The sequence below is a fragment of the Lacrimispora indolis DSM 755 genome, assembly GCF_000526995.1.
Classification (GTDB): domain Bacteria; phylum Bacillota; class Clostridia; order Lachnospirales; family Lachnospiraceae; genus Lacrimispora; species Lacrimispora indolis.
The window spans coordinates 5,345,332-5,367,655 of the sequence record NZ_AZUI01000001.1 but is presented as its reverse complement, the minus strand read 5'-3'; the positions used below and the strand labels follow the sequence as shown (position 1 = coordinate 5,367,655).

Here is a 22,324-nt window from a genome sequence, read left to right as displayed (position 1 = left end):
ACATGAGAAAACAACATGTGATTACGATTTCCGGAGCAGGAAGTGCCCGGGTGCCTGCACTTGTGGGGACACTGGTCAATTATAAGGAACGTTTTCCTCTTTCAAAAATCATCTTCTATGATATCGATAAGGAGCGCATGGGATTGATGGAGGATTATGACCGTTTGGTGTTAAAGTGCTATTATCCTGAATGCCAGGCAGTGTTTACCACGGATGAGGATGAAGCATACAGGGAAACCGATTTTGTTTTCTGCCAGATGCGGGTGGGAAAGACTAAGATGCGTTCCCTGGATGAAAAGATCCCTTTGCGCTACGGGCTGGTTGGACAGGAAACCTGCGGCCCCGGCGGATTTGCCTATGGGATGCGTTCCCTGGGAGCCATGAAGCAAATGGTGGAAAAGGTCCGTTCCTATTCCAGGGATACCTGGATCTTAAACTATACCAATCCTGCCGCCATTGTGGCCTTAGGGCTTGACAGGCTGTTTCCTGATGATAAGCGCATTTTAAACCTCTGCGACCAGCCCTATTCCCTGATGAAGAGCTATTCCAAGATTCTTGGTGTGCCCCAGGAAAGACTTCGGGCGCGTTATTTTGGATTGAACCATTTCGGATGGTTTACGGAGCTTAAGGATGCGGAGGAAAATGATTACTTTGATGCCTTACGTTCCTATTTAAAGGATCATGATTTTAAGCCCTTTAATGCGGAACAGCGTTCCAAGTCATGGCTGGATACTTATGTAAGGGTGAACAAATACATGAAGCTGATGGATGAATACATTCCTACCACCTATTTGCAGTATTACATGTTTCCGGATGAGATCGTGGCTGAAAGCGATCCGGATTACACCCGTGCCGATGAATCCAGGGATTCCAGGGAAAAGGAAGTTTTCGAACTGTGTGCACGGGCTGTGGGAAAGGACCGGATGGATGGACTGGAAATGCTTACCAACAGCGTGTTTGGGAACCTGATGGTGGAGGTGGCGGAATCCATTGCGTATGACTTAAACAATGAATTTATTGTGATGGTGAAAAACCAGGGGATCATTGATAACTTTGAACCGGAAGCAATAGTAGAGGTAGCGGGAACCATTGGAAAGGAGGGGGCAAAGGGATATCCTTTTGGGTCAATAAAGCTTTATTACAAAGGGTTAATGGAAGGACAATATGCCTATGAGCTGTTGACAGTGGAAGCATTTATGGAAAAAGATTATACAAAAGCGCTGATGGCCCTGACCTTAAACCGCACTGTGGTGGACCCTTCTAAGGCAAAAGCGGTGCTTGATGACCTGATGGCTGCAAACAAAGATTATTGGACATTAAGGTAGGTGGATCATGGTACTTTATTCAAAACATATCATTCTTGAACATGAGGAATTTGACGGATTTTTAGAAATAGAACATGGAAAGATCAAAGCATTGCATAAGGAGTTTACAGGGGCATATGAGGATTTTTCCGATTACATCATCCTGCCCGGATTTATTGATATCCATATTCACGGCTGGGCCACAGGTTCTTTTTGGTTTGAAAAAAGTTCCGGAGCATTAAGGGAGATGTGCCGTACCCTTCCTTATGCCGGGGTCACTTCTTATCTGGCAACTTCAGGAGCAGATACCATATCAGAAATCAAGCGCTGTATCAAAGCTGCAGACGATGCCTTTGAAGCAGGTTTTCCAGGCGCTGAAATGCTGGGAGTCCATTTAGAAGGACCCTTTATCAATCCCCAATACCGGGGGATGCAGCGTGAGGAATGCTGTATTTTGCCAAGGCTTGAAGTGATGAAGGAAATTTACAACAGCTTTCGGAACAAGGAACTTTGCCGCTATATGACCATTGCCGTGGAACAGGAGGGGGCAAGAGAGGTGCTGGAATTCTGCAAAAGCCATGGGATACAGACTTCCATTGGCCACAGCGGAGCCACCTTCTCCCAGATTAAGGAGATAAAGGATGCCGGTGTGGGTGGAGTTACCCATATGTTCAGCGGAATGCGCGGATTCCATCACCGGGAACCGGGAGTGGCGGGTGCGGCTCTGTATTTTGATGATATGATGTGCGAATTTGCCAAGCAGACAGGTATGACCGTGTCTCATGAAGCATTTGATATCGCTTTCCGGATCAAGGGCAGTGAGCGGATCATCATGACCACCGACTGCAGCGGCCTTGCCCAGACCCAGACGGAATTTGACCATTATGTCCGGAAAATGAAGTTCATAAAGGCTGGAGACCAGGTGAGGATCGAGCACTATGACGGCAGAGTGGAGTGGCTGGATCCAAAGGATTATCAGGCAGTCAGGGAGATAGAACTGAGTTACATTGGTTCTGTTCAGAATATGGCAAAACATACCCGTGTGGACTGGTTTGATATCATGCGGATGACCAGCTTAAATCCTGCCCGGTATATTCATGTGGATGACAGGAAAGGCAGCATAGCACCCGGCAAAGACGGGGATCTTACAGTTGTGGATTCTGATTTAAACCTGGTCAGCGTATTCTGCCGGGGAAAGGAGATGCGGGATGGGGATGAAATGTGCTGTAAGTGACTTTGACAGGACCTTGTATATAGACGGCTGTATCAGCCCTGAAAACTTAGAGGCAATTAGGGAGTGGCAGGAGGCAGGGAACCTGTTTATCATTGCGACTGGACGAAATGAGACCTCTATCCGTGGTTTTTTGGAGAAATACTCTTTAAAACCCGATGCTCTCATACTCAACAACGGCGCTTTGATTTTAGACGGAACAGGGGAAGAACTGTTTTGCAGAACCATAGACGATGCTGCGGCTAAGGAGGTGCTTCGGTTCCTCCATGGCCTTGGGGAGGAAGGGAGCGGCGTGTCCATGCGAAGGGCCAAGGTTAATGTCCTCTCAGGCTCCGGCATCACCACCCAGAAGCCCTGCAAGGAGCAGGTTTCCATAGACCAGATCGATGGTCTTAAGGAGATCCTTCAAATTCACAGACGCAGGCAGGATAAGGTGTGGATCAGAGAATTGTGTGCCCGGTTAAACGCCAGGTTCCCATTGATTTCCGCTTACGCAAACGTGTGGAATGGAGATATTGTGGCGAAAGGCGTAAATAAGTCGGCTGCAGTGGATTTGGTTTCAAGGCATTGGGGCGGATTTGATGAAATAAGGGTCATTGGTGACAGCGCCAATGACATACAAATGATAAGGGACTACGGAGGCGCCGCATTACGCCGGGCGGATCCGGAGGTTCGGGCTGCTGCCGCAATGATTGTGGAGGATGTGGCGGAATATTTATCAATGCCTTAAGAGATTTTTGATAATCTTTAAAGGTCGGTCTCCATATTTTTTCGGAAACTTCCTATTATAATGCATAATGGCAAAGGGGAAATGACACCCAGCCAGCCAGAACAGCTTTTGCTGGATCGCGGCTGGCTGGGTGTCATTTCTCCTTTTTGCCCCTCGGTCATTGGGAATATCCGCTTGACTGCAAGAACAAGGCTATGGAAGAATGGGGAGTGCCCAAACAACTAATACATCAATTTGAACACAAGTAAAACAATGATAAATTTGATTGCAAATATTGTTTATTGATTTAATACTGTTTTATCTGGAAGAAGATGGATGAATATATATAATATTGAAAATCAAATATTGAATAGGACACAAAACAACAAAAATCACAAATGAATACAATATAAAACAAAATAAATAAATAAAATCAAATAAAAATATTGCAAAACCGGATACAATATGCTACAATTTCTACAGGAAGGACAGGTTGGTGTGTCCGGAATAGAAAACTATATAATATATTTTTAAAGGAGGTTTACTTTATGAAAAAGAAGTTAGCAATGGTGCTTGCGGCAGCAATGGTACTGTCAATCACTGCATGCGGCAGCAGCGGCACATCCGCAACAACAGCTGCTCCGGCAACCACGGAAGCAAAGACGGAAGCTGCTAAGACCGATCAGACGACTGCGGCGGAGAAGGTAGAAAATGCCCAGTCCACAGGCTCTCTGGCAGGAAAGAAAATTGCCGTTGTGCGGAACCTTGCAGCAGGAGACCATACCCAGCAGTTCTTAGACGGCTGTGTATCGGAAGGCAAGAAATTTGGCTGGACCGTAGACACCTTTGTAACGGATGGCGATGATGCAAAGGCTCAGGAGACTGTAGCTCAGGTCATTGCAAAGGATTATCAGGGAATTATCGTATCTCACGGACAGCTGTCCTATTCCTACGACATGTTAAAGCCTGCCAGAGACAAGGGAATGGAAGTAGTAACCTTTGATACCATGCCATTTAAGGGCGGCGATGCAAGCGGTGAGCTTCTTTCCGGAGTAACCTCTACGGCTCAGAACGATCAGGCGCTGGCCGAGCTTTCTCTTGGTTACATGATGAAGGAATTTGAAGCAAAAGGCGGAAAATACCCGATGAAAGTTTTAAAGACCTTTATGGGCCCTGGAATCCCGCCTCTTGACAGACGTAACGAAATCTATACCAAGCTGGAAGCAGAAGGCAAGATCCAGACTCTGGAAGTGATTGCACCGTCTGATTCAGCTAATGCCCGCGGCGATATGACCAACAAGACAGCCGCTATTCTTCCAAAGTATCCGGAAGGTTCCGTAGATGCCATCTGGGGCTGCTATGATGAGCTGGCAAAGGGTGTTTTACAGGCATTAAACGATGCCGGACGTACGGATATTCCTATGTACACCATCGATGTATCCAACGACGACATTCAGTTAATGGTTAAGAATCCTGACGTATGGAAATCTACTGCAGCTGTTGATCCGAAGCTGATCGGCATTGTAGATGCCCGCCTTCTGGCTCTGAAATTTATGGGCGAAGAGACTCCTGATTACTTTAACTTAAATGCATGCAACATTGAAACAACTCAGCTTACTGCTCAGACCACCATGAGTGATTTGGGAAGTATCATTGATGGTTGGGGCGATGCCGAAGATCCAAAGGGCGCTTTATATACCGATGCGATCAAGAACAACTATGTAAATTAAAAAATGCTCTGTATTCAATACATAATTAAGGAAGAGATGCCATGACCAAAGTAAATCTTGAAATGAAAGATATATCCATCGAATTTCCTGGAGTTAAGGCTTTGGATGGAGTTGATTTTAGTCTGGAAAGTGGTACGATTCATGCGCTCGTGGGTGCAAATGGCGCAGGTAAGTCCACCTTGATGAAAGTGCTTGCCGGTGTCAATACGCATTATACAGGACAAATTTACGTTGGAGGGGAACCGGTGGAAATCCGGTGCCCCAAAGACGCAAAAAATCTTGGAATAGAAATCGTGTTTCAGGAGGTCGACACCGCACTGATTCCCTATCTGTCTGTGGCTGAGAATGTCATGTTCAACACCCTGGTCAACAAAATGGGGCACAAACAGATCGTACACTGGAAAGAAATCAGGCAGGCAGCAGAAACGGTATTAAAAAAACTAAATGTAGATGTAGATATTAATAAACAGGTATCAGGACTTACTTTGGCACAAAAGCAAATGGTTCTCATTGCCAGATGCGTGGCGGAAAAGTGCAGGTTCCTGATTTTAGATGAGCCGACAGCCCCTCTTTCCAATTCCGAGACTCTGGAATTGTTCCGGGTGGTGCGGGAACTGGCAAAAGAGAATGTGGGAGTGGTGTTTATTTCCCACCGCTTAAGTGAGCTTTACGAAATCTGTGAAAGTATTACCATAATGAGAGACGGCAAACTGGTGACCAATCTGCCGCTTTCTAAGGAACTGGAAGTGAACACTCTTGTGGAATATATGTTAGGCCGCAGCTATGAGGATAATTACATCAAGAAAAAGTGCGAGATCGGCGGGCCGTTGCTTGAGATAGAAAGCCTTATGGAAAAAGAAGGAAAAGTAAAGAATATCAACATGACCGTCTGCAAAGGAGAAATTGTGGGAGTGGCAGGTCTGGTGGGTGCAGGAAAGACAGAGCTTTGCAAGACTTTGTTTTCTGCTTACCAGCAGGCAGGCGGCACCATGAAGCTTAACGGAAAAGTGATCAAGGCAAAAGGGCCGACTCAGGCTGTGAAGCATGGGCTGGCACTGGTGCCGGAGGAGAGGAGAAAAGAAGGCGTCCTGATCACGGATCCGGTTGTATCCAATATCTCCGTAGCTGCCATGGAAAAATATACGGGCTGGCTCTCTGTGGTGAATAAAAAGAAAGAAAAGGACGATGCCAGAAATATGATACGGGGCCTTGGGATCAAGACGCCATCGGAAAATCAGATCGTTGCGCTGCTGTCCGGCGGAAACCAGCAGAAGGTGGTCGTGGGAAAATGGCTTAACAAGGATTCAGAGGTCTATATTTTCGATGAGCCTACCAAGGGAATCGATGTGGGTGCCAAGCAGGACATGTACGAGCTGATTGAAGGCCTGGCAGCTAAGGGAAAAGGTGTTATATATGCCACCTGCGAATTCCAGGAAATATTAAGTATCTGCGACCGCATCTATGTGATGTATGACGGAGAAATCATCAAAGAATTAAACTCAGCGGATACAAACGAAAAAGAACTGCTTTATTATTCGACAGGAGGTAAATGATATGTCTGGGGCAGAGAAGGTAAAAAAGAAAAGGAACGTCGGGGATTTTGTGACAAAATGGGGTACCATCGCAACGATGCTCATCATGTTCATCCTGTTCACATTCGGAAACTGGAGTAAGGATACGGGAGCGAGCATGTTTCTGACCCAGTCTAATATGATCACCATCCTTCGTGCGGTATCCATTACCACCATCATTGCAATCGGGCTTACGTTTGCCCTGGCGGTAAACGGCATGGATCTTTCCATTGGAGCTACGGCCCAGTTTGCCAACGTTTTTGTTATGACATGCTTTGTATGGCACAATATTAATATCGGTGTTTCCATCATCCTTACGGTGCTCATTTGCTTAAGCGTTGCAGTCATCAACAGCATTTTGATCGTTAAATTCAAGATACCGGATATGGTTGCGGCACTTTCCGTAATGTTTATGTATCAGGGAGTTTCCATGACCTATTCCAAGGGCGGTGCAATCACCGAACGCATGACCCGTGCCGATGGGACCCAGGCTCCCGGTCTTGTTCCTGAAGCCTTCCGGGCATTGGGAAAGGAACCGTGGCTGATCATCATCATGATCTGTGTGGTTCTGTTTGCATACTTTTTCTTGAATTATACAAAACACGGCAGATACATGTATGCGGTAGGAGGAAATCCTGAGGCTGCCCAGCTTTCCGGAATTCCGGTAGCAAGGTATAAGATACTGGCATACTTTTTGTCAGCCATCTTTGCATCCATCGGCGGAATCTGTCTTGCGGCCCGTGTGGGAACGGCCCAGATTTCAGCAGGTGACGCATACTTAATGCCTTCCGTATGTGCGGCTTATATCGGGTTTTCTGTATTGGGCGCAGGAAAAGCCAATGCATTCGGCACCTTTGCGGGAGCGGTGCTTGTGGGTATGCTGGAAAACGGTCTTATCATGATGTCCGTGCCGTATTATGCCATGAACATCATTAAGGGAGCTGTTCTTGCCATTGCCCTTGCCATGACCTATGCAAGCGGCAAGACAAAAAATGTAAACTAATAACAGAAGCATTAAAATGATCAGGGGAAGGTGACAGGAATGTCTAAATACGACAGTTATTTTTTGATGAAAGCGGAAGAAGTACCGGGTTATGTTCAGGAGAAGCTCACCTATTTTGATGAGGATGCCAGGCTGGAATGCAAAGAGATCGGAGACGGAAACTTAAATTACGTGTTCCGTGTGAAGGATCCGGCAAGCGGTAAATCCATCATCGTCAAGCAGGCAGGAGAGGCGCTTCGTATTTCAGCAGAAATGCATGTTTCCACAGACAGAGGAAGAATCGAAGCAAAGATCCTGGGGATCCAGGATTCCTATGCGCCGGGGCTTGTTCCAAAGGTTTATTTATATGACGGAACCATGTGTGCCATGGTCATGGAAGATATGACTGGTCATACCATGATGCGTACCGGCCTGTTAAAACATGAGATCTATCCAAAGTTCGCAGACCATGTGACAACGTTCATGGTAAATTCCCTTCTGCGCACAACGGATGTTGTTATGGGGCACAAGGAGAAAAAGGAGCTGGTCAAAAGCTTTATTAATCCGGACCTTTGTGAGATTTCGGAGGACCTTGTATACAGTGAGCCATTTATCGATTACAACCACAGGAACAATGTATTTCCTCCTAACGCAGATTTTGTAAAAAAGGAATTATACGAGGATCAGGCCCTGCATCTGGAGGCTGCCAAGCTGAAATTCGAATTCATGAACAATGCCCAGTCCTTGATTCATGGAGATTTACATACCGGATCCGTATTTATCAATAAAGAGCATACTTATATCTTTGACCCGGAATTCGCCTTCTTCGGCCCCATGGGCTATGACATCGGCAATGTCATTGCAAATATGTTTTTTGCATGGTGCAACGGCGATGCCACCATAGAGGATGAAAAAGAAAAAGAAGAGTTCTGCGGCTGGTGCTTACGCACCATCTCCGACATCGTGGACTTATTCATTGAAAAATACAACCAGGTGTTTGATGAACATGTAACAGAAACCATGGCAAAGGTCCCTGGATTTAAGGAGTGGTATCTGGAAGGAATTCTCTCCGACACCGCCGGTGTGGCAGGGCTTGAATCCATCCGCCGGACCGTGGGAATGGCCAATGTAATTGATATTACCACAATTTCTGATGAGGAAAAACGGGCAAGAGCCGAAAAAATCATCATCACTCTGGCAAAGAATTATATAATGAACCGCCGCAGCTTCCGTTGCGGAGCAGATTACTTAAATGCAATAAAAGAAGCAACAGGCAAGTTTTAAGGCCGGCAATGAGGATCGTGAGCCGGAAAGATAAGAAGGGGATAAGGTTGAAAGAGAAAACACCCTTCAACCTTGAATTAGCGAGTCAACTGGATATGCAGGTACATCCGCTTGATTCATCAGGAGGCAGAAATGAGCGAAGAAACAAAAAAATCCATCATGGACTATGACACTGTGGCTCTTGACGAAGAAAAGAACGCCCTGGTGATCATTGACCAGACACAGCTTCCGTATCATACGGAAATCCTTTCCCTGACAAAACAGGAGGATATTTGGAATGCAATCTATTTATTACAGGTAAGAGGAGCTCCTGCCATCGGTGTGGCAGCGGCTATCGGCATTTATCTGGCAGCAAGAGAGATCAAGGCGGATGGCTTTGATGAGTTTTATGCAGAATTTCAAAAGGCAAAGGACTATCTTGACTCCGCACGTCCCACTGCTGTCAACTTGTCGTGGGCGCTTAAACGGATGGAACAGGTAGTTTTAAAAAACAAAGAAAAAACAATCCCTGAAATCGTAGAGCTTCTCCATAAAGAGGCTGTGGAGATACGGGAAGAGGATATCTGGGTCTGCAGGATGATCGGGGAATACGGCTTATCTCTCGTAAAGCCGGGGGACGGCCTTCTGACCCACTGCAATGCCGGACAGCTGGCAACGGTAAAGTACGGAACAGCGACGGCTCCCATGTATTTAGGACAGGAAAAAGGGTATGGCTTCCGCATCTTTTCCGATGAGACCAGACCTCTTCTTCAGGGCGCAAGGCTGACCTCTTTTGAATTAAAGGAATCAGGCCTTGATGTCACCGTGATCTGTGACAATATGTCTGCCACGGTAATGAGAAACGGCTGGGTTGATGCTGTTTTTGTAGGCTGTGACCGGGTGGCAGCAAATGGGGATACGGCGAACAAGATCGGAACCTCCATGGTGGCCCTGGCCGCCAAACGGTACGGTGTGCCCATGTATATTTGCGCCCCTACTTCTACCATTGATTTAAACACTCCTACGGGCAAGGAGATCCACATTGAAGAGCGTCCGGCAGAGGAAGTGGTGGAAATGTGGTATAAAAAAAGGATGGCCCCGGAAGGTGTAAAGGTATTTAATCCTGCATTTGATGTGACAGACAATGATCTGATCGCAGGGATCGTAACAGAGTACGGGATCGCCAGAGCACCTTATACAGAATCATTAAAGGAAATATTCAGGAAAAAGGAAGAGGCCCTGAAAGCAAAGAAAGTGTGAGCTTCAGTATATCCGCCGGATTGTGAAGGAAAAAGCTGAGCTTGGCATATGAAAAGAGGATGTCTCAAAGAAACTGAGACATCCTCTTGCCAAAATCAGACTATATTTCCGCTGCTTCGTAAAGCTCCACATTATTTTTTGAAAGATATTCTCTCCACTGGTCGTCCATCCGTTTGTCAGTAACCAGCCCTGTGATGGTCTCAAAGCCGGATATCCGGATAAATGAGGTCTTATCAAATTTGGAGTGGTCTGCAATGAGATAGACGTGATTGCTCCTGGTCATCAGCATCTGGCGTATGGCGGCAATGGCTTCATTGGAATCGGTGATACCGTGTTCCTTGGAAACGCTCCGGCAGGACATAAAGGTCTTGTCCAGATAAAAAGATTCCAGATTTTTAAGGGCGGTATTTCCCACAAAAGCTTTGTCCCGGGGTGTATAGGAGCCTCCGATGGAAATGAGGCGGATGTCCTCTTTGTCATACAGCTCATTGATGATCAGCAGGGAGTTTGTTACTACGGTAAGGCGCATTCCCTGTAAGGCCTTTGCCAGCTGAAGGGCCGTGGTAGAAGCATCCAGGAAAATGGAGTCTCCGTTATGGATGATTGACAGGCATTTTTTCGCAATGGACTGCTTACTCTCCATATATGCGGTTTCCCGGATCGTTAAATCTACGTTATTCTCAACCCCGTCTTGTATAAATGCACCGCCGTATGTTCTGGTCAGGAACCCGTCATCCTCTAATTGCTTTAAATCCCGCCGGATGGTTTCCTCGGTTACGGAGAAAATTTTGGAAAGTTCGGTTACCGTAACACTTTTCTTTTCTAAAATAATATCTTTGATTCTGGCTTTCCTTGTTACTGCTAACATAGGCATATTCCTTTCTTTATGGCAATAAATGTTAATTTAACCGAATCAAGTGAACAGGCAGCAAAGGCTGCCATTCGGTTATGCCCGGTGAAGCGGGGCGCGCTGTGAGGAAGTGTGGAAGCGGAGGATCTGCCTCTTGGTCATTGTTAAATCCGCTTGACAAATAAAATACAATATAAAACCATAGAAATCAGGTGGTATATAAGTATATTGTATAATTATTTTAAATAAATGTAAAGAAGAAAAGGATGAAATAAAGATAAAACAGTAAAATCAAAAATAAAACAACATGAAATATTGACAAACAGACATAAAAATGGTACAAATACAGTATAAAAGAGGAAGGTTCGGACAGAAAGAACATGTAGTTGTTTGGACTTTGGAGGTAAAGATATGATGACAGTTCAAGGCGTAAAGTACATGTCTGATTTTGAGGCCAAAAAGGCAATTTTGGACATCGGCAGACGTATGTACGACAAAGGCTTTGTAGCCTCAAATGATGGAAACATCAGCTGTAAGGTAGGGCCGAACACCATCTGGACGACGCCCACCGGGGTATCAAAGGGATTTATGACCCAGGATATGCTGGTGAAAATGGATTTAAACGGAAAAGTGCTGATGGGAAGATGGAAACCCTCCTCAGAAGTAAAAATGCATTTGCGGGTTTATAAGGAAAACCCGGATGTGCAGGCAGTCACCCACGCCCACCCCTTAGTTGCCACCAGCTTCGCCATTGCAGGGATCAGCCTGGATGCCGCGGTCCTTACGGAAGCGGTGCTGGGGCTTGGATCCATACCGGTTGCAAAATACGCGACGCCTGGCACGGATGAAGTTCCGGATTCCATTGCCCCCTTTGTGAACACCCACAATGGCGTGCTTCTTGCAAACCATGGAGCACTGACCTGGGGGAAAGATATTTACCAGGCATTTTACAGGTTGGAATCCATTGAATATTATGCGACTATATTGATGTATACGGGCAACATCATCGGGCGCCAGAATCTTCTTTCCTGTGACCAGGTAAATAAGCTTTTGGATATCCGGCATAAGCTTGGCATCACAGCAGGCGGAATTCCTCCCTGCAGCCTGGAGGAAACCAATATGCAGGATGTGGTTTCAGCTGCAAATGTCCGTCAGGCAGAGCGGACAGGGACTGAGCCTGTATTAAAAGGGGTGACTTCCATTGTAAGGCCGGGAGAGAATCTGGCTCCATCAGGCTGCGGCTGTACCGGTGTGACACGGCAGATTATGGCCTCAGAGGAACAAAAGCCTGTGGAGGCGGAGATCTTAGGCAAGGCAAAGGAGGAAATCATAGCCGAAGTGGTGAGAAGAGTGATAGAGCAGCTAAACTAGGAGGCAGATCATGGAAATTGGGGCAAAAGAGATAGAACTGATTGTAAGGGAAGTGCTTGCAGGAATAGAAAGCAGGGGCATAAAGCCTTCTTATACCCCCTCCCGGAGTGAAGACGGGGTATTTGAACGGGTGGAGGATGCCATTGAAGCGGCATACGCAGCCCAACGGGAGTGGGTAGAGCATTACCGGGTAGAAGACAGACGCAGGATCATTGAGGCCATCCGGGTGACGGCAAAAAGCCATGCAGAATCCCTGGCTAAGATGGTTTGGGAAGAAACCGGCATGGGGCGGTTTGAAGACAAGATCCAGAAGCATATGGCTGTTATTGAAAAGACTCCTGGCGTGGAGTGCCTGACTACGGAGGCCATTTCCGGTGACGGAGGGCTGATGATCGAGGAATATGCTCCTTTTGGGGTAATCGGAGCCATCACGCCCTCCACCAATCCTACGGAGACCATCATCAATAACACCATCAGCATGATAGCAGGAGGGAATTCTGTTGTATTTAATGTCCATCCGGGTGCGAAAAGGTGCTGCGCCCATTGCTTAAAGATTCTTCATCAGGCCATTGTGGAAAACGGAGGCCCGGCAAGCCTCATCACCATGCAGAAAGAGCCTGACATGGAAGCGGTAAGCAAATTGACGTCTGATCCCAGGATCCGGCTCATGGTGGGTACAGGAGGAATGCCCATGGTAAATGCCCTGCTGCGTTCCGGAAAGAAGACCATTGGAGCGGGTGCGGGAAACCCGCCGGTCATTGTGGACGATACGGCAGATGTCAGCCTGGCGGCAAGAGAGATTTACCGGGGAGCTTCCTTTGACAACAATATCCTGTGCCTGGCGGAGAAGGAAGTCTTTGTCATGGAACGGGCTGCTGATGAGCTGGTGAACAAGCTTATAAAGGAAGGCGCGTACTTGCTTAGTTCCCTGGAATTAAGCGAGATCCTTAAGTTTGCCATGGTTGAAAAAAACGGCAGCTATGAAGTGAATAAAAAATGGGTGGGAAAGGATGCGGGCCAGTTTTTGGAGGCAATAGGGGTTTCCGGCCATAAGGATGTCCGCCTTCTGATCTGTGAGACAGACAGGAGCCATCCATTTGTCATGGTAGAGCAGTTAATGCCCATCCTTCCCATTGTGCGTTTAAGGACCTTTGAGGAATGTGTGGAGAGTGCGTTAGCAGCGGAGTCAGGAAACCGCCATACTGCTTCCATGTTTTCCAGGAATGTTGAGAACATGACGAAATTCGGAAAAATAATCGAGACCACCATTTTTACGAAGAATGGTTCGACCTTAAAAGGAGTGGGGATCGGCGGAGAGGGTCATACGACCATGACCATTGCAGGTCCTACCGGAGAAGGGCTTACCTGTGCAAGAAGCTTTACAAGAAGACGCAGATGCATGCTGGCAGAGGGTGGCTTGCGGATCATCTAGAGAGGGGAAGGTACATATGGCCATCGGCTTTTTGGAATGTGCAGGATATGGGGCTGTTCTCTATGCCATGGATAAGGCATGTAAGGCGGCGAATGTGAGGATCATCGGTATTGATACCATTAATCCCAAGGATGCAACTGCATTCATTCCCCTTACGGCCCAGGTGAAGTTTGAAGGCGGGATTGACGATGTAAAAGAAGCCTGCGAAGTGGCAAAAAGGGCGGCTCTTAAGATCAACAGGCCGGAAGAGGTCCTGGTAGAGATGATCGAAAAACCATATGAAGGAACAAGGGCATTGTCTCATATCACAAAGGTAGATCTTGTGGAAGAAAATATTGAAAATTTCAGGAGGTAGCAAAAATGGCATCTACATCAATTGGATTAATTGAAACAAGGGGGTTGACCGCATCCATCGAAGCGGCAGATGCAATGTTAAAGGCAGCGGACGTTGAGCTTGTGGGGACCGAGAAGATCGGCTCCGGCCTTGTAACCGTTATTGTAACCGGAGAGGTAGGCGCGGTGAAAGCGGCCACCGAGGCAGGCAGTGAGGCGGCTTCCAGAGTGGGTGAGCTGGTGGCAGTCCATGTGATCCCAAGGCCCCACCAGGACATTGCCAAGATTTTGCCGAAAGTCAAAGGGTAAAGGGAAGCAGCTTTCTAATAACAGGCATCAGCAAAGGTGGGCGTCATGAAAACGAACCGAAACGCCATAGGGGTTTTAGAAGTTAATTATTATGCAAATACCGTTGTGGTGGTGGACCAGGCTTTAAAGGCGGCTGAAGTGGAGATCGTAAGCTGCCACAAGAAGCTGGGAGGCAGGATGTGCCACACGGTATTGGCGGGTGAGACCTCCGCGGTCCGTGCCGCCGTGGAAGCGGCCAGAGAGGCCGGGAGGATGGTGGGAGACGAGAATGTGAAGGTGTCCGTTTCCATCGAAAACCCTCATCCGGAAGTGTTGAAACTTTTAAATATGATAGACAGGCATGAGAGCGAAAAGGATTCTGCAGAAGCAGAGGAAGAACAACGCAGGAATAAGGAGGAAAATTAAATGGCAGAGGCGGCAGTAAAAAAGGGAATGTTAGCATTGGGAATGATCGAGACAAGGGGACTTACGGCCTCCATCGAGGCGGCAGACGCCATGTTGAAGGCAGCGGATGTTGAAATGGTAGGGACCGAGAAGATAGGCTCAGGACTGGTATCCGTCATGGTCCAGGGAGATGTGGGAGCCGTCAAGGCGGCAGTGGAAGCAGGAGAGGAAGCAGCCTCCAGAGTGGGAGAGGTAGTAGCGGTTCATGTGATTCCAAGACCCCATAATTCCATAGGCGGAATCCTTCCGTTTCTTAAATAGGAAGAACAGGAAATTGACTGAGGGCGGAGGCTTACAATGGAAAACAGGGAAGAACTGATTCAAAAGGTAACCTCACTGGTCCTGGAAAACTGGAAGAGACTGAGTACACGGCCCTTTCAGGTTCCTGTAGGAATCTCGGCAAGGCATGTGCATTTGTCCAGAGAACATGTGGAAATGCTTTTTGGAACCGGTTACCGGCTGACTCCCAGTAAGGCTTTAAGCCAGCCGGGCCAGTTCGCCTGTGAAGAACAGGTGGCTGTCTGCGGCCCGGCGGGAACCCTTCCTAAGGTGAGGATTCTTGGGCCGGAGAGAAAGCAGAGCCAGGTGGAAGTGGCTTCCAGTGACTGCAGAGTTCTGGGAATACAGCCAGCCGTAAGATCGTCAGGAGACTTAAAGGGAACTCCCGGAATACTGTTAAAAGGGCCAAAAGGAGAGGTGCTTCTGACAGAGGGAGTCATCATTGCGGACCGCCATATCCACATGACGCCGGAAGATGCCCGGTGGTTCGGGGTATTGGATCAGGATCGGGTAAGCGTTGTGGTCAATGGACCAAAAGGCGGTGAACTGGGTCAGGTGCTGATCCGTGTCACCCGTGACAGTAAGCTGGATTTCCATGTGGATACAGATGACGCCAATGCATTCCAGCTGAAACAGGGACAGTGGGTGACCATTAGAAAGGAAGAGGCTAGGTGATATTAGGAACAATAATGGGAACAGTGGTTTCCACGAGAAAATGCAAAAGCCTGGTTGGGTTCAAGCTTCTTTTGGTAGAGCCTTACTATGGAGATAAGAAGGATATTTTTGTGGCTGCCGATACCATAGGTGCAGGAATTGGGGAACTGGTACTGGTAACCACCGATGATACCACCCAATATGCGCTGGACCGTTCGGCGCCGGTAGATGCCTACATTGTGGGCATCGTGGATGCGCCGCCTCAGCCGGGGAAGTGAGAAGGAGAGGGAACGCTTATGGAACAGGAAACGCTTAAGGTTTTGGCAGTGGCAGATCCGGCAGTAGAAGGCTATCTGGATGAAGAACTGGGAATATTAAAGGGGTATGGAGGAAGAGTAGATTTCCATATCGTTCCCTGGGCGGATTACTATCCCATGATGATGAAGGCATTTGCAGGGGAAGCAGATTATGACATTGTCATGGTTGCGGGCCATTTATGGCTTCGCGATTTTGTAGAAAAGGGATATCTTTCTGAGCTTGATTTTGAGGAGGAAGACATACTTCCTGTCATTGCAGAGGAAATGAGGTACAAGGGAAAGGCATACTTGTCTCCCTCCTTTTGTGACGGCCATATGATTCTTTACCGCAAGAGCTTGCTTCACCAGGTCTTGGGAAAGGAACTTGAAAATGTCATAACACCCCAGGAATACATAGAGACGGCAAAGGCTTACAAGGAGGCCTGCGGGAAGCAGGCAGTGGCAATGAAAGCTGATCAGTCTGAAATCTTTACCGATGCACTTCCCTTTCTCCGCATGTATGGAGGAGATGCTTATGATCTTCATGGAACAGCGGCCTGCGGGAAGGAAGAAACGGTAAAAGGGCTTCAGTCTTATGTGGAATTGAAAACTTGTGCAGTTGACGGCACGGAAGCCTTCGGAAACGGGGAAATTGCGTTGGCTATCCGGGAGAAAAGAGCGGCAATGGCTGTCACCTGGAGCGGTCAGATGGGGGAAGTTTTTAAGAAAGGCTGTCTGGAACCGTGGGATCTGGGATTTTGTACCTTTTCTACGGCCTGGAACGTGACCTGGTCTTTTGGGATCTGCTTAAGCTCAGGGAAAAAGAAAGCTGCAGAGGAATTTCTTAAGTACCTCCGGTCCCCAGAAGTGGATGGAAAGGTGGGAAAAAAGAGCGGAGCTCCCGTAAGAAGGGGGAGTTATCTGGAAGGAGCCGGGGAGTGCCCCTGGTTTCCGGTGCAGCAAAAGATGATGGAGCTTGCAAAGCCTCTCCCCCGTTTATCAAAGGCAGGGGAGAAAAACGGTGTTTTTTATGAAAAAATCTTTGAGGCATTTACCGGAAAAAAGACGGCACAAGAAGCTATGAGAGAGGCCGGTCAGGCAATTGACTCTATGATATGATCAGGGAGAAAACATGAAGATTATTATAATTGGAGGAGTTGCGGCGGGCATGAGCGCTGCTTCCAAAATCCGCAGGGTGGACCCGGGTACTAAAGTAACGGTCTATGAAAAAGGCGGTTTTCTTTCTTATGGAGCGTGCGGACTTCCTTATTACGTGGGAGGATTTAACGATGACTACCGCAAAATGATCGCCCGCACCCGGGAGACCTTTACCAAAATGGGAATAAATACCTTTCTCCGCCATCAGGTATTGTCTGTTGATGCAGAAAGAAAAGAGGTTCTTGTAAAAAATCTTGAAAATGGTCAGGAATTTAAGGATACATACGACAAACTGATGATCGCTACAGGGGCATCGTCCGTGGTTCCCCCTTTTCCCGGCAAGGAGCTTATGGGGGTCCATGTGCTGAAATCCATGGAAGACGGGATCTTTTTAAAGGAATACGCCAAATTGCCTGAAATCCGGAACGTGGTCATCGTTGGAGGCGGATATATTGGAGTGGAATGTGCGGAAGCGTTTTTAAACCTTGGAAAAAAAGTCCGCATCCTGGAAGCGGCAACCAGAATTCTGGCGCCTTTTGATGAGGAGATGGCCGCCTTGGCTCAGGAAGAGCTGGTAAGGTCCGGAGTGGAGCTTAATACCGGAGAAAAGGTAGAAGAGTTTTTCGGAGACGGTCTTTATGTGAAACAGGTAAAAACAGACAGAGGAATTTATGAGGCGGATTTAGTGATCGTTGCGGCAGGCGTCCGACCCTGTACGGAATTTTTAAAAGATACGGGAATCTCCATGGGAAAAAACGGTGCATTGATCGTGGACAGGGAGATGAGAACCTCTTTGCCTGATGTGTATGCGGCAGGAGACTGTATCCTTGTCTATAACGAAGTCTTAGAGGAAGACAGCTTTTTGGCCCTTGGTACGGTGGCAAACAAATGCGGAAGGATCGCAGGCGCTAATCTGGCAGGCGGTCACGAGCAGTTCCTGGGCGCCCTGGGATCGGCTGCGATCAAGGTGTGCGGGCTGGAGCTTGGGCGCACAGGCATGGGAGAAGCAGATGCCAAACGCCTTGGAAGGGATTACAAGACCCTTGTCATTGAGGCCAATGACCATCCGGCTTATTATCCAAATCCCACACCCATCACCATAAAGCTGATTTATGAAAAGGGGACAAAAAGGCTGCTGGGTGCACAGACTTGCGGGCAAAAAGGAGCTGTTTTGCGGGCGGATGTGTTTGCGGTGGCAATCCATAGCAGAATGACCACGGCAGAACTGGGAATGACGGATCTTATTTATGCGCCTCCTTTTTCCGGCGTGTGGGATGCCATCCAGATTGCCTGCAATGCGGCAAAGTAATGGAGTGAAGGATAGAAAGTGAGGTCAGACCATGAACAAAGTCATGTCTTTGCAGGAGGCGGCAGCCCGGATCCATGACGGGGATATCCTTGGTCTTGGAGGCAATGTGCTCCACCGGGCGCCCATGGCAATGGTGCGGGAGCTGGTCCGGCAGAATAAAAGGGATTTAAAGCTGGTAAAGACCGCTGGGGCAATGGATGTGGACATTCTCTGTTTCGGAGGCTGTGTTTCCAGCGTTGATGCCGGCTTTATCAGCTATGAGAGCGAATATTCCCTGGCAGGCCATTACCGCAGGGCGGTTGAGAGCGGAGCTGTAAAAGGAAATGAACATGCCTGCTATACGGTGATCTCTGCCCTGCGGGCTGCCAGCTATGGGGTGGGCTTTATGCCGGTAAAGGGACTTGTGATCAGCGATCTGATCGATGCAAATGATTATTTTGTGCGGGTCGAGGATCCATTTACAAGGGAGCCGGTTACCGTGGTACGGGCCATAAAGCCGGATGTTGCGGTGATTCACGTTCAGGAGGCGGATAAAGAAGGAAACGCCAGGATCACAGGACCGTTGTTTGAGGATGTTTTATTTTCAAGGGCAGCAAAAAAGGTCATCCTGACAACAGAAAATATTGTCCACGGATCTTCCTTTACAGGAAGCTTAAAAAAGTCGGATATCCCCCATTTTCTGGTGGAAGCGGTGGTCAGGGTGCCTAAGGGAGCTTCGCCCTGTTCCTGCCCGGGAGTCTACGATATTGACGGAAAGAACTTAAGGGAATTTAAAGAACTGAAGGATTTGGACGGCCTTAAGGCTTATTTAAAGGCATTTGAAACGTCTGACTATAAAGGATAAGGGGGCGTGGCCTGATGGAAGAAAAATACAGAATCTGTGATATTATGGTCTGCGCCATGGCCCGCCTCATACCCAACGGCGGCAAGGTCTTTCACGGGGTATCCTCCCATATGCCCATGACCGCGCTGCTGCTGGCAAAGGCGCTTCATGCGCCTGAGGCAGTGCACTTGAATATTCCGGGAGGAGTGGACCCGGATCCAATGAGGCTTAAAAAATATACCAGTGCAGGTCCGGAGCTTTTGGAGCGTTCTACAGGATATTTTCCTTTAATGGAAGTATTTGACCTGGCCATGAGAGGGGAGCTGGATATGGCATTCTTAAGCGGGATCCAGTTTGATTTTCACGGCAATGTCAATGCGTCGGTCATTGGAGATTATAAGAAACCAAAGGTAAGGATGCCGGGAGGAGCGGGCAGTGCCGTTCTCATTCCAACGGCAAAGAGGGCGATTCTCTGGAGAACAAAGCACGATAAACGTACCTTTGTAAAACAGGTGGATTTTGTGACTACCAGGGGAAACGTGGACCGGATCGTCACTCCTTTATGCATCTTTAAAATGGAAAACGGGGAAATGGTCCTGGAAACCATTCATCCAACTTCCAGCCTGGAAGAGGTAAGGGATAATACCGGATTCCCCATAAAATACTCCCATATCGACTATACGCCCCTTCCCACAAGGGAAGAACTGAACGCGCTGAAACGGATCGATCCGGGAGATTTCAGAAATATAGAATTCTAAGGAGGCCCTTTATGGCGCTTGAAAGGATCAATGCAGTAGGAACCAGCTTTTTTGGCCGCGGCTCCATTGGACTGCTGCCGGCTGAGCTTAAGAAACGGGGATTTAAACGGGGGCTTATCGTTACGGACCCGTTCCTGTATAAAAATGGTACCGGAGATAAGGTGGGAGCCTGCCTTTTAAAGGCCGGAGCGGAATATGCCATTTACTATCTGGTGGAACCCAATCCTTCCACAAACGTCGTAAATGAATGCCTGGAGGCGGCAAACGCTTTGGAGGTGGATCTTTTAGTGGCGGTAGGAGGAGGTTCTGCCATTGACACGGCAAAGGCGGTCAGCATTGTCATGGCAAACGGCGGCAGGGTGGAGGATTTCGAGGGCGTGGACCGTTCCCGGAAACCGGGGATTCCCATTGTCGCGGTAAATACCACTGCAGGCACCGGTTCCGAAGTGACCTCCTTTTATATCGTGACCGACCCGGCAAGGCATTCCAAGATGTGCATGGTGGACCCCAATTCCATGGTCACCATTGCAGTCAATGATGTGGAGCTGATGATGACCATGCCAAAGGGTCTTACGGCTTCCACAGGAATGGATGCCATGACCCATGCCATTGAGGCGGCCGTGGCAAAGAGAGCCACCCCTTTTACCGATAAAGACGCCCTTTGGGCAATGGGCGTGATCAGAGAATACCTTCCGGAAGCGGTGTCTGACGGAAGCAATGAGAAAGCCAGAGAGATGATGGCTTATGGAGAATACAGCGCAGGAATGGCCTTTTCCAATGCAGGTCTTGGCATGGTCCATGCCATGGCCCATTCCCTGGGAGGGCTTAAGAATCTGCCGCACGGCATCTGCAACGCGGTTTTGCTGCCCTTTGTTATGGAATTTAACGGAAGCAGGCCGGAGGCCGCCAAACGGTATAAGAAGGTGGCAGAGGGGCTTAAGCTTCCCGGGGCAGCTGCAATGACGGGGGAAGAGGCTGTAAAGGAATCGGTGTCCTGCATCAGACGGCTGTCAAAGGAAGTTGGGATTACGCAGAACTTACGGGAACTTAAGGTAGATCCTGAAGATTTTAAGGATCTGGCTCAAGTGGCGATGCGGGATTCCTGCATGGAGGACAATCCCTTCAAACCGACGGTCCGGGAAGTTATAGAAGTATATGGGAAAGCGTATGGCCTTTAAATGATGGGAAGGAGAGGGAAATAAATGAAAAAACTGATTAATGTGCCGGAAAACTATGTAAATGAAATGCTGGAGGGGATTTATCTTGCCCATCCCGGCTATGTCACTTATACAGCAGGCGACCTTCGCTGCCTGGTCACCTCCAATAAGGTGGAGGGAAAGGTGGGAATCGCGACCGGAGGAGGTTCGGGGCATCTTCCCCTGTTTCTGGGATATGTGGGAAAGGGGATGTTAGATGGCTGCTCTGTGGGAGATGTCTTCCAGTCCCCCAGTGCGGAGCAGATGCTTCAGGTTACAAAAAGCATTGATTCCGGAGCAGGCGTTCTTTATATTTACGGCAATTATAACGGGGATATCTTTAATTTCGACATGGCTGCAGAGATGGCGGATATGGAAGAGGATATTTGTGTGGAAAGTGTGGTTGCAGGGGAAGATGTGGCATCTCCCAAGGCAGCCCCCGGAGAGAAGAACACCAGAAGAGGGGTAGCCGGTATCTTCTTTGTATTTAAGTGTGCCGGAGCGGCAGCTGCAGCAGGAAAGGATTTGCAGGAGGTAAAGCGGATCGCCAAAAAGGCGGCTGCCAATGTAAGGACCATGGGAGTGGCCCTGACCCCCTGTACGGTGCCGAGAGTAGGCCATCCGGGATTTGAGATCGGAGAAGATGAGATGGAGATCGGCATGGGGATCCATGGAGAGTCTGGAATCCGCCGGGGCAAGCTGGAGAGCGCAGATGAGATCACGGCGGAGATGATGGAACGGATTCTGGCAGATATTCCTTACAATGCCGGTGATGAGGTGGCGGTTCTTGTAAACGGATTGGGAGCCACCCCTCTTGACGAACAGTATATTGTGGCAAGAAAGGTCAATCAGATTCTGGAAGAGAAGGGGATTAAGGTTCACCGTTATTATGTAGGAGAGTATGTGACTTCCATTGAAATGGCCGGCTTGTCCATTTCCCTTTTGAAAATGGATGAGGAACTAAAGGGCTATTTGGATGCTCCGGCAGATACCCCGTTCTTTAAGCAGGGAACAGTGTAAAAGCCATGCTGTAAAAAAGACAGAAGCCATACCATTGTCACG

The 22,324-nt window shown here is 48.2% G+C and carries 23 protein-coding genes; 22 read left to right on the top strand and 1 reads right to left on the bottom strand.

Annotated features, from left to right (window positions below):
• The first annotated feature begins 2 nt into the window (after positions 1-2).
• The 8 genes from K401_RS0126145 to mtnA all read left to right on the top strand — a co-directional run bounded on the left by K401_RS0126145 (position 3) and on the right by mtnA (position 10,050).
• A complete protein-coding gene (locus tag K401_RS0126145) occupies positions 3-1,325 on the top strand; it encodes a family 4 glycosyl hydrolase (RefSeq protein ID WP_024295720.1) in 1,323 nt (440 codons plus the stop codon).
• A gap of 7 nt (positions 1,326-1,332) precedes the next feature.
• On the top strand, positions 1,333-2,538 hold the full coding sequence (gene nagA, locus K401_RS0126140) for an N-acetylglucosamine-6-phosphate deacetylase (protein WP_024295719.1): 1,206 nt from the start codon (positions 1,333-1,335) through the stop codon (positions 2,536-2,538).
• Positions 2,513-3,265 (top strand): HAD family hydrolase, encoded by a 753-nt coding sequence (locus tag K401_RS0126135; RefSeq protein WP_242842333.1) that lies wholly within the window; start codon positions 2,513-2,515, stop codon positions 3,263-3,265. The genes nagA and K401_RS0126135 overlap by 26 nt, the downstream gene beginning before the upstream one ends.
• A 527-nt stretch (positions 3,266-3,792) precedes the next feature.
• Positions 3,793-4,974, top strand: coding sequence for a sugar ABC transporter substrate-binding protein (locus K401_RS0126130; RefSeq protein WP_024295717.1), 1,182 nt, complete (start codon positions 3,793-3,795; stop codon positions 4,972-4,974).
• Between the two features lie 41 nt (positions 4,975-5,015).
• Positions 5,016-6,527, top strand: coding sequence for a sugar ABC transporter ATP-binding protein (locus K401_RS0126125; protein ID WP_024295716.1), 1,512 nt, complete (start codon positions 5,016-5,018; stop codon positions 6,525-6,527).
• Between the two features lies 1 nt (position 6,528).
• A complete protein-coding gene (locus tag K401_RS0126120) occupies positions 6,529-7,548 on the top strand; it encodes an ABC transporter permease (protein WP_024295715.1) in 1,020 nt (339 codons plus the stop codon).
• Positions 7,549-7,587: 39 nt separating this feature from the next.
• Entirely contained in the window at positions 7,588-8,811 is a 1,224-nt protein-coding gene (mtnK, locus tag K401_RS0126115; protein WP_024295714.1) for an S-methyl-5-thioribose kinase, read from the top strand.
• 132 nt (positions 8,812-8,943) lie between these two features.
• Entirely contained in the window at positions 8,944-10,050 is a 1,107-nt protein-coding gene (gene mtnA / locus K401_RS0126110) for an S-methyl-5-thioribose-1-phosphate isomerase (RefSeq protein ID WP_024295713.1), read from the top strand.
• Between the two features lie 100 nt (positions 10,051-10,150).
• Here the strand turns inward: mtnA and K401_RS0126105 are convergent, their stop codons facing one another.
• Positions 10,151-10,918 (bottom strand): DeoR/GlpR family DNA-binding transcription regulator, encoded by a 768-nt coding sequence (locus tag K401_RS0126105; RefSeq protein WP_024295712.1) that lies wholly within the window; start codon positions 10,916-10,918, stop codon positions 10,151-10,153.
• Between the two features lie 393 nt (positions 10,919-11,311).
• On the opposite strand from K401_RS0126105, the gene K401_RS0126100 reads away from it, so the two are divergent.
• Genes K401_RS0126100 through K401_RS0126035 form a run of 14 tightly spaced genes read left to right on the top strand, consistent with a single transcriptional unit; the run spans position 11,312 to position 22,282 of the window.
• On the top strand, positions 11,312-12,271 hold the full coding sequence (locus K401_RS0126100) for a class II aldolase/adducin family protein (protein WP_024295711.1): 960 nt from the start codon (positions 11,312-11,314) through the stop codon (positions 12,269-12,271).
• A gap of 10 nt (positions 12,272-12,281) precedes the next feature.
• Positions 12,282-13,703, top strand: a complete 1,422-nt coding sequence (locus tag K401_RS0126095; protein WP_024295710.1) for an aldehyde dehydrogenase family protein — start codon at positions 12,282-12,284, stop codon at positions 13,701-13,703.
• A gap of 16 nt (positions 13,704-13,719) precedes the next feature.
• Positions 13,720-14,058, top strand: a complete 339-nt coding sequence (locus tag K401_RS0126090) for a BMC domain-containing protein (protein ID WP_024295709.1) — start codon at positions 13,720-13,722, stop codon at positions 14,056-14,058.
• A 5-nt stretch (positions 14,059-14,063) separates the two neighbouring features.
• Complete coding sequence (locus K401_RS0126085) at positions 14,064-14,345, top strand: BMC domain-containing protein (RefSeq protein ID WP_024295708.1); 282 nt, start codon at positions 14,064-14,066, stop codon at positions 14,343-14,345.
• A gap of 45 nt (positions 14,346-14,390) precedes the next feature.
• A complete protein-coding gene (locus tag K401_RS0126080; protein ID WP_024295707.1) occupies positions 14,391-14,750 on the top strand; it encodes a BMC domain-containing protein in 360 nt (119 codons plus the stop codon).
• Complete coding sequence (locus tag K401_RS0126075; protein ID WP_024295706.1) at positions 14,751-15,050, top strand: BMC domain-containing protein; 300 nt, start codon at positions 14,751-14,753, stop codon at positions 15,048-15,050. It abuts the gene before it with no gap.
• A 36-nt stretch (positions 15,051-15,086) separates the two neighbouring features.
• Positions 15,087-15,743, top strand: a complete 657-nt coding sequence (locus K401_RS0126070; protein WP_024295705.1) for a phosphate propanoyltransferase — start codon at positions 15,087-15,089, stop codon at positions 15,741-15,743.
• Positions 15,740-16,000: a EutN/CcmL family microcompartment protein gene (locus tag K401_RS0126065; RefSeq protein ID WP_024295704.1), complete on the top strand. Its 261-nt coding sequence runs from the start codon at positions 15,740-15,742 to the stop codon at positions 15,998-16,000. Before K401_RS0126070 ends, K401_RS0126065 begins: the two co-directional genes overlap by 4 nt.
• A gap of 18 nt (positions 16,001-16,018) precedes the next feature.
• A complete protein-coding gene (locus K401_RS0126060) occupies positions 16,019-17,137 on the top strand; it encodes an extracellular solute-binding protein (RefSeq protein WP_024295703.1) in 1,119 nt (372 codons plus the stop codon).
• Between the two features lie 13 nt (positions 17,138-17,150).
• Positions 17,151-18,485 (top strand): CoA-disulfide reductase, encoded by a 1,335-nt coding sequence (locus tag K401_RS0126055; protein WP_024295702.1) that lies wholly within the window; start codon positions 17,151-17,153, stop codon positions 18,483-18,485.
• 31 nt (positions 18,486-18,516) lie between these two features.
• A complete protein-coding gene (locus K401_RS0126050; protein WP_024295701.1) occupies positions 18,517-19,329 on the top strand; it encodes a CoA transferase subunit A in 813 nt (270 codons plus the stop codon).
• A gap of 14 nt (positions 19,330-19,343) precedes the next feature.
• Positions 19,344-20,066 (top strand): CoA-transferase subunit beta, encoded by a 723-nt coding sequence (locus tag K401_RS0126045; protein WP_024295700.1) that lies wholly within the window; start codon positions 19,344-19,346, stop codon positions 20,064-20,066.
• A gap of 11 nt (positions 20,067-20,077) precedes the next feature.
• Positions 20,078-21,244 (top strand): iron-containing alcohol dehydrogenase, encoded by a 1,167-nt coding sequence (locus K401_RS0126040; protein ID WP_024295699.1) that lies wholly within the window; start codon positions 20,078-20,080, stop codon positions 21,242-21,244.
• A 24-nt stretch (positions 21,245-21,268) separates the two neighbouring features.
• A complete protein-coding gene (locus tag K401_RS0126035; RefSeq protein ID WP_024295698.1) occupies positions 21,269-22,282 on the top strand; it encodes a dihydroxyacetone kinase subunit DhaK in 1,014 nt (337 codons plus the stop codon).
• The last annotated feature ends 42 nt before the right edge of the window (positions 22,283-22,324 follow it).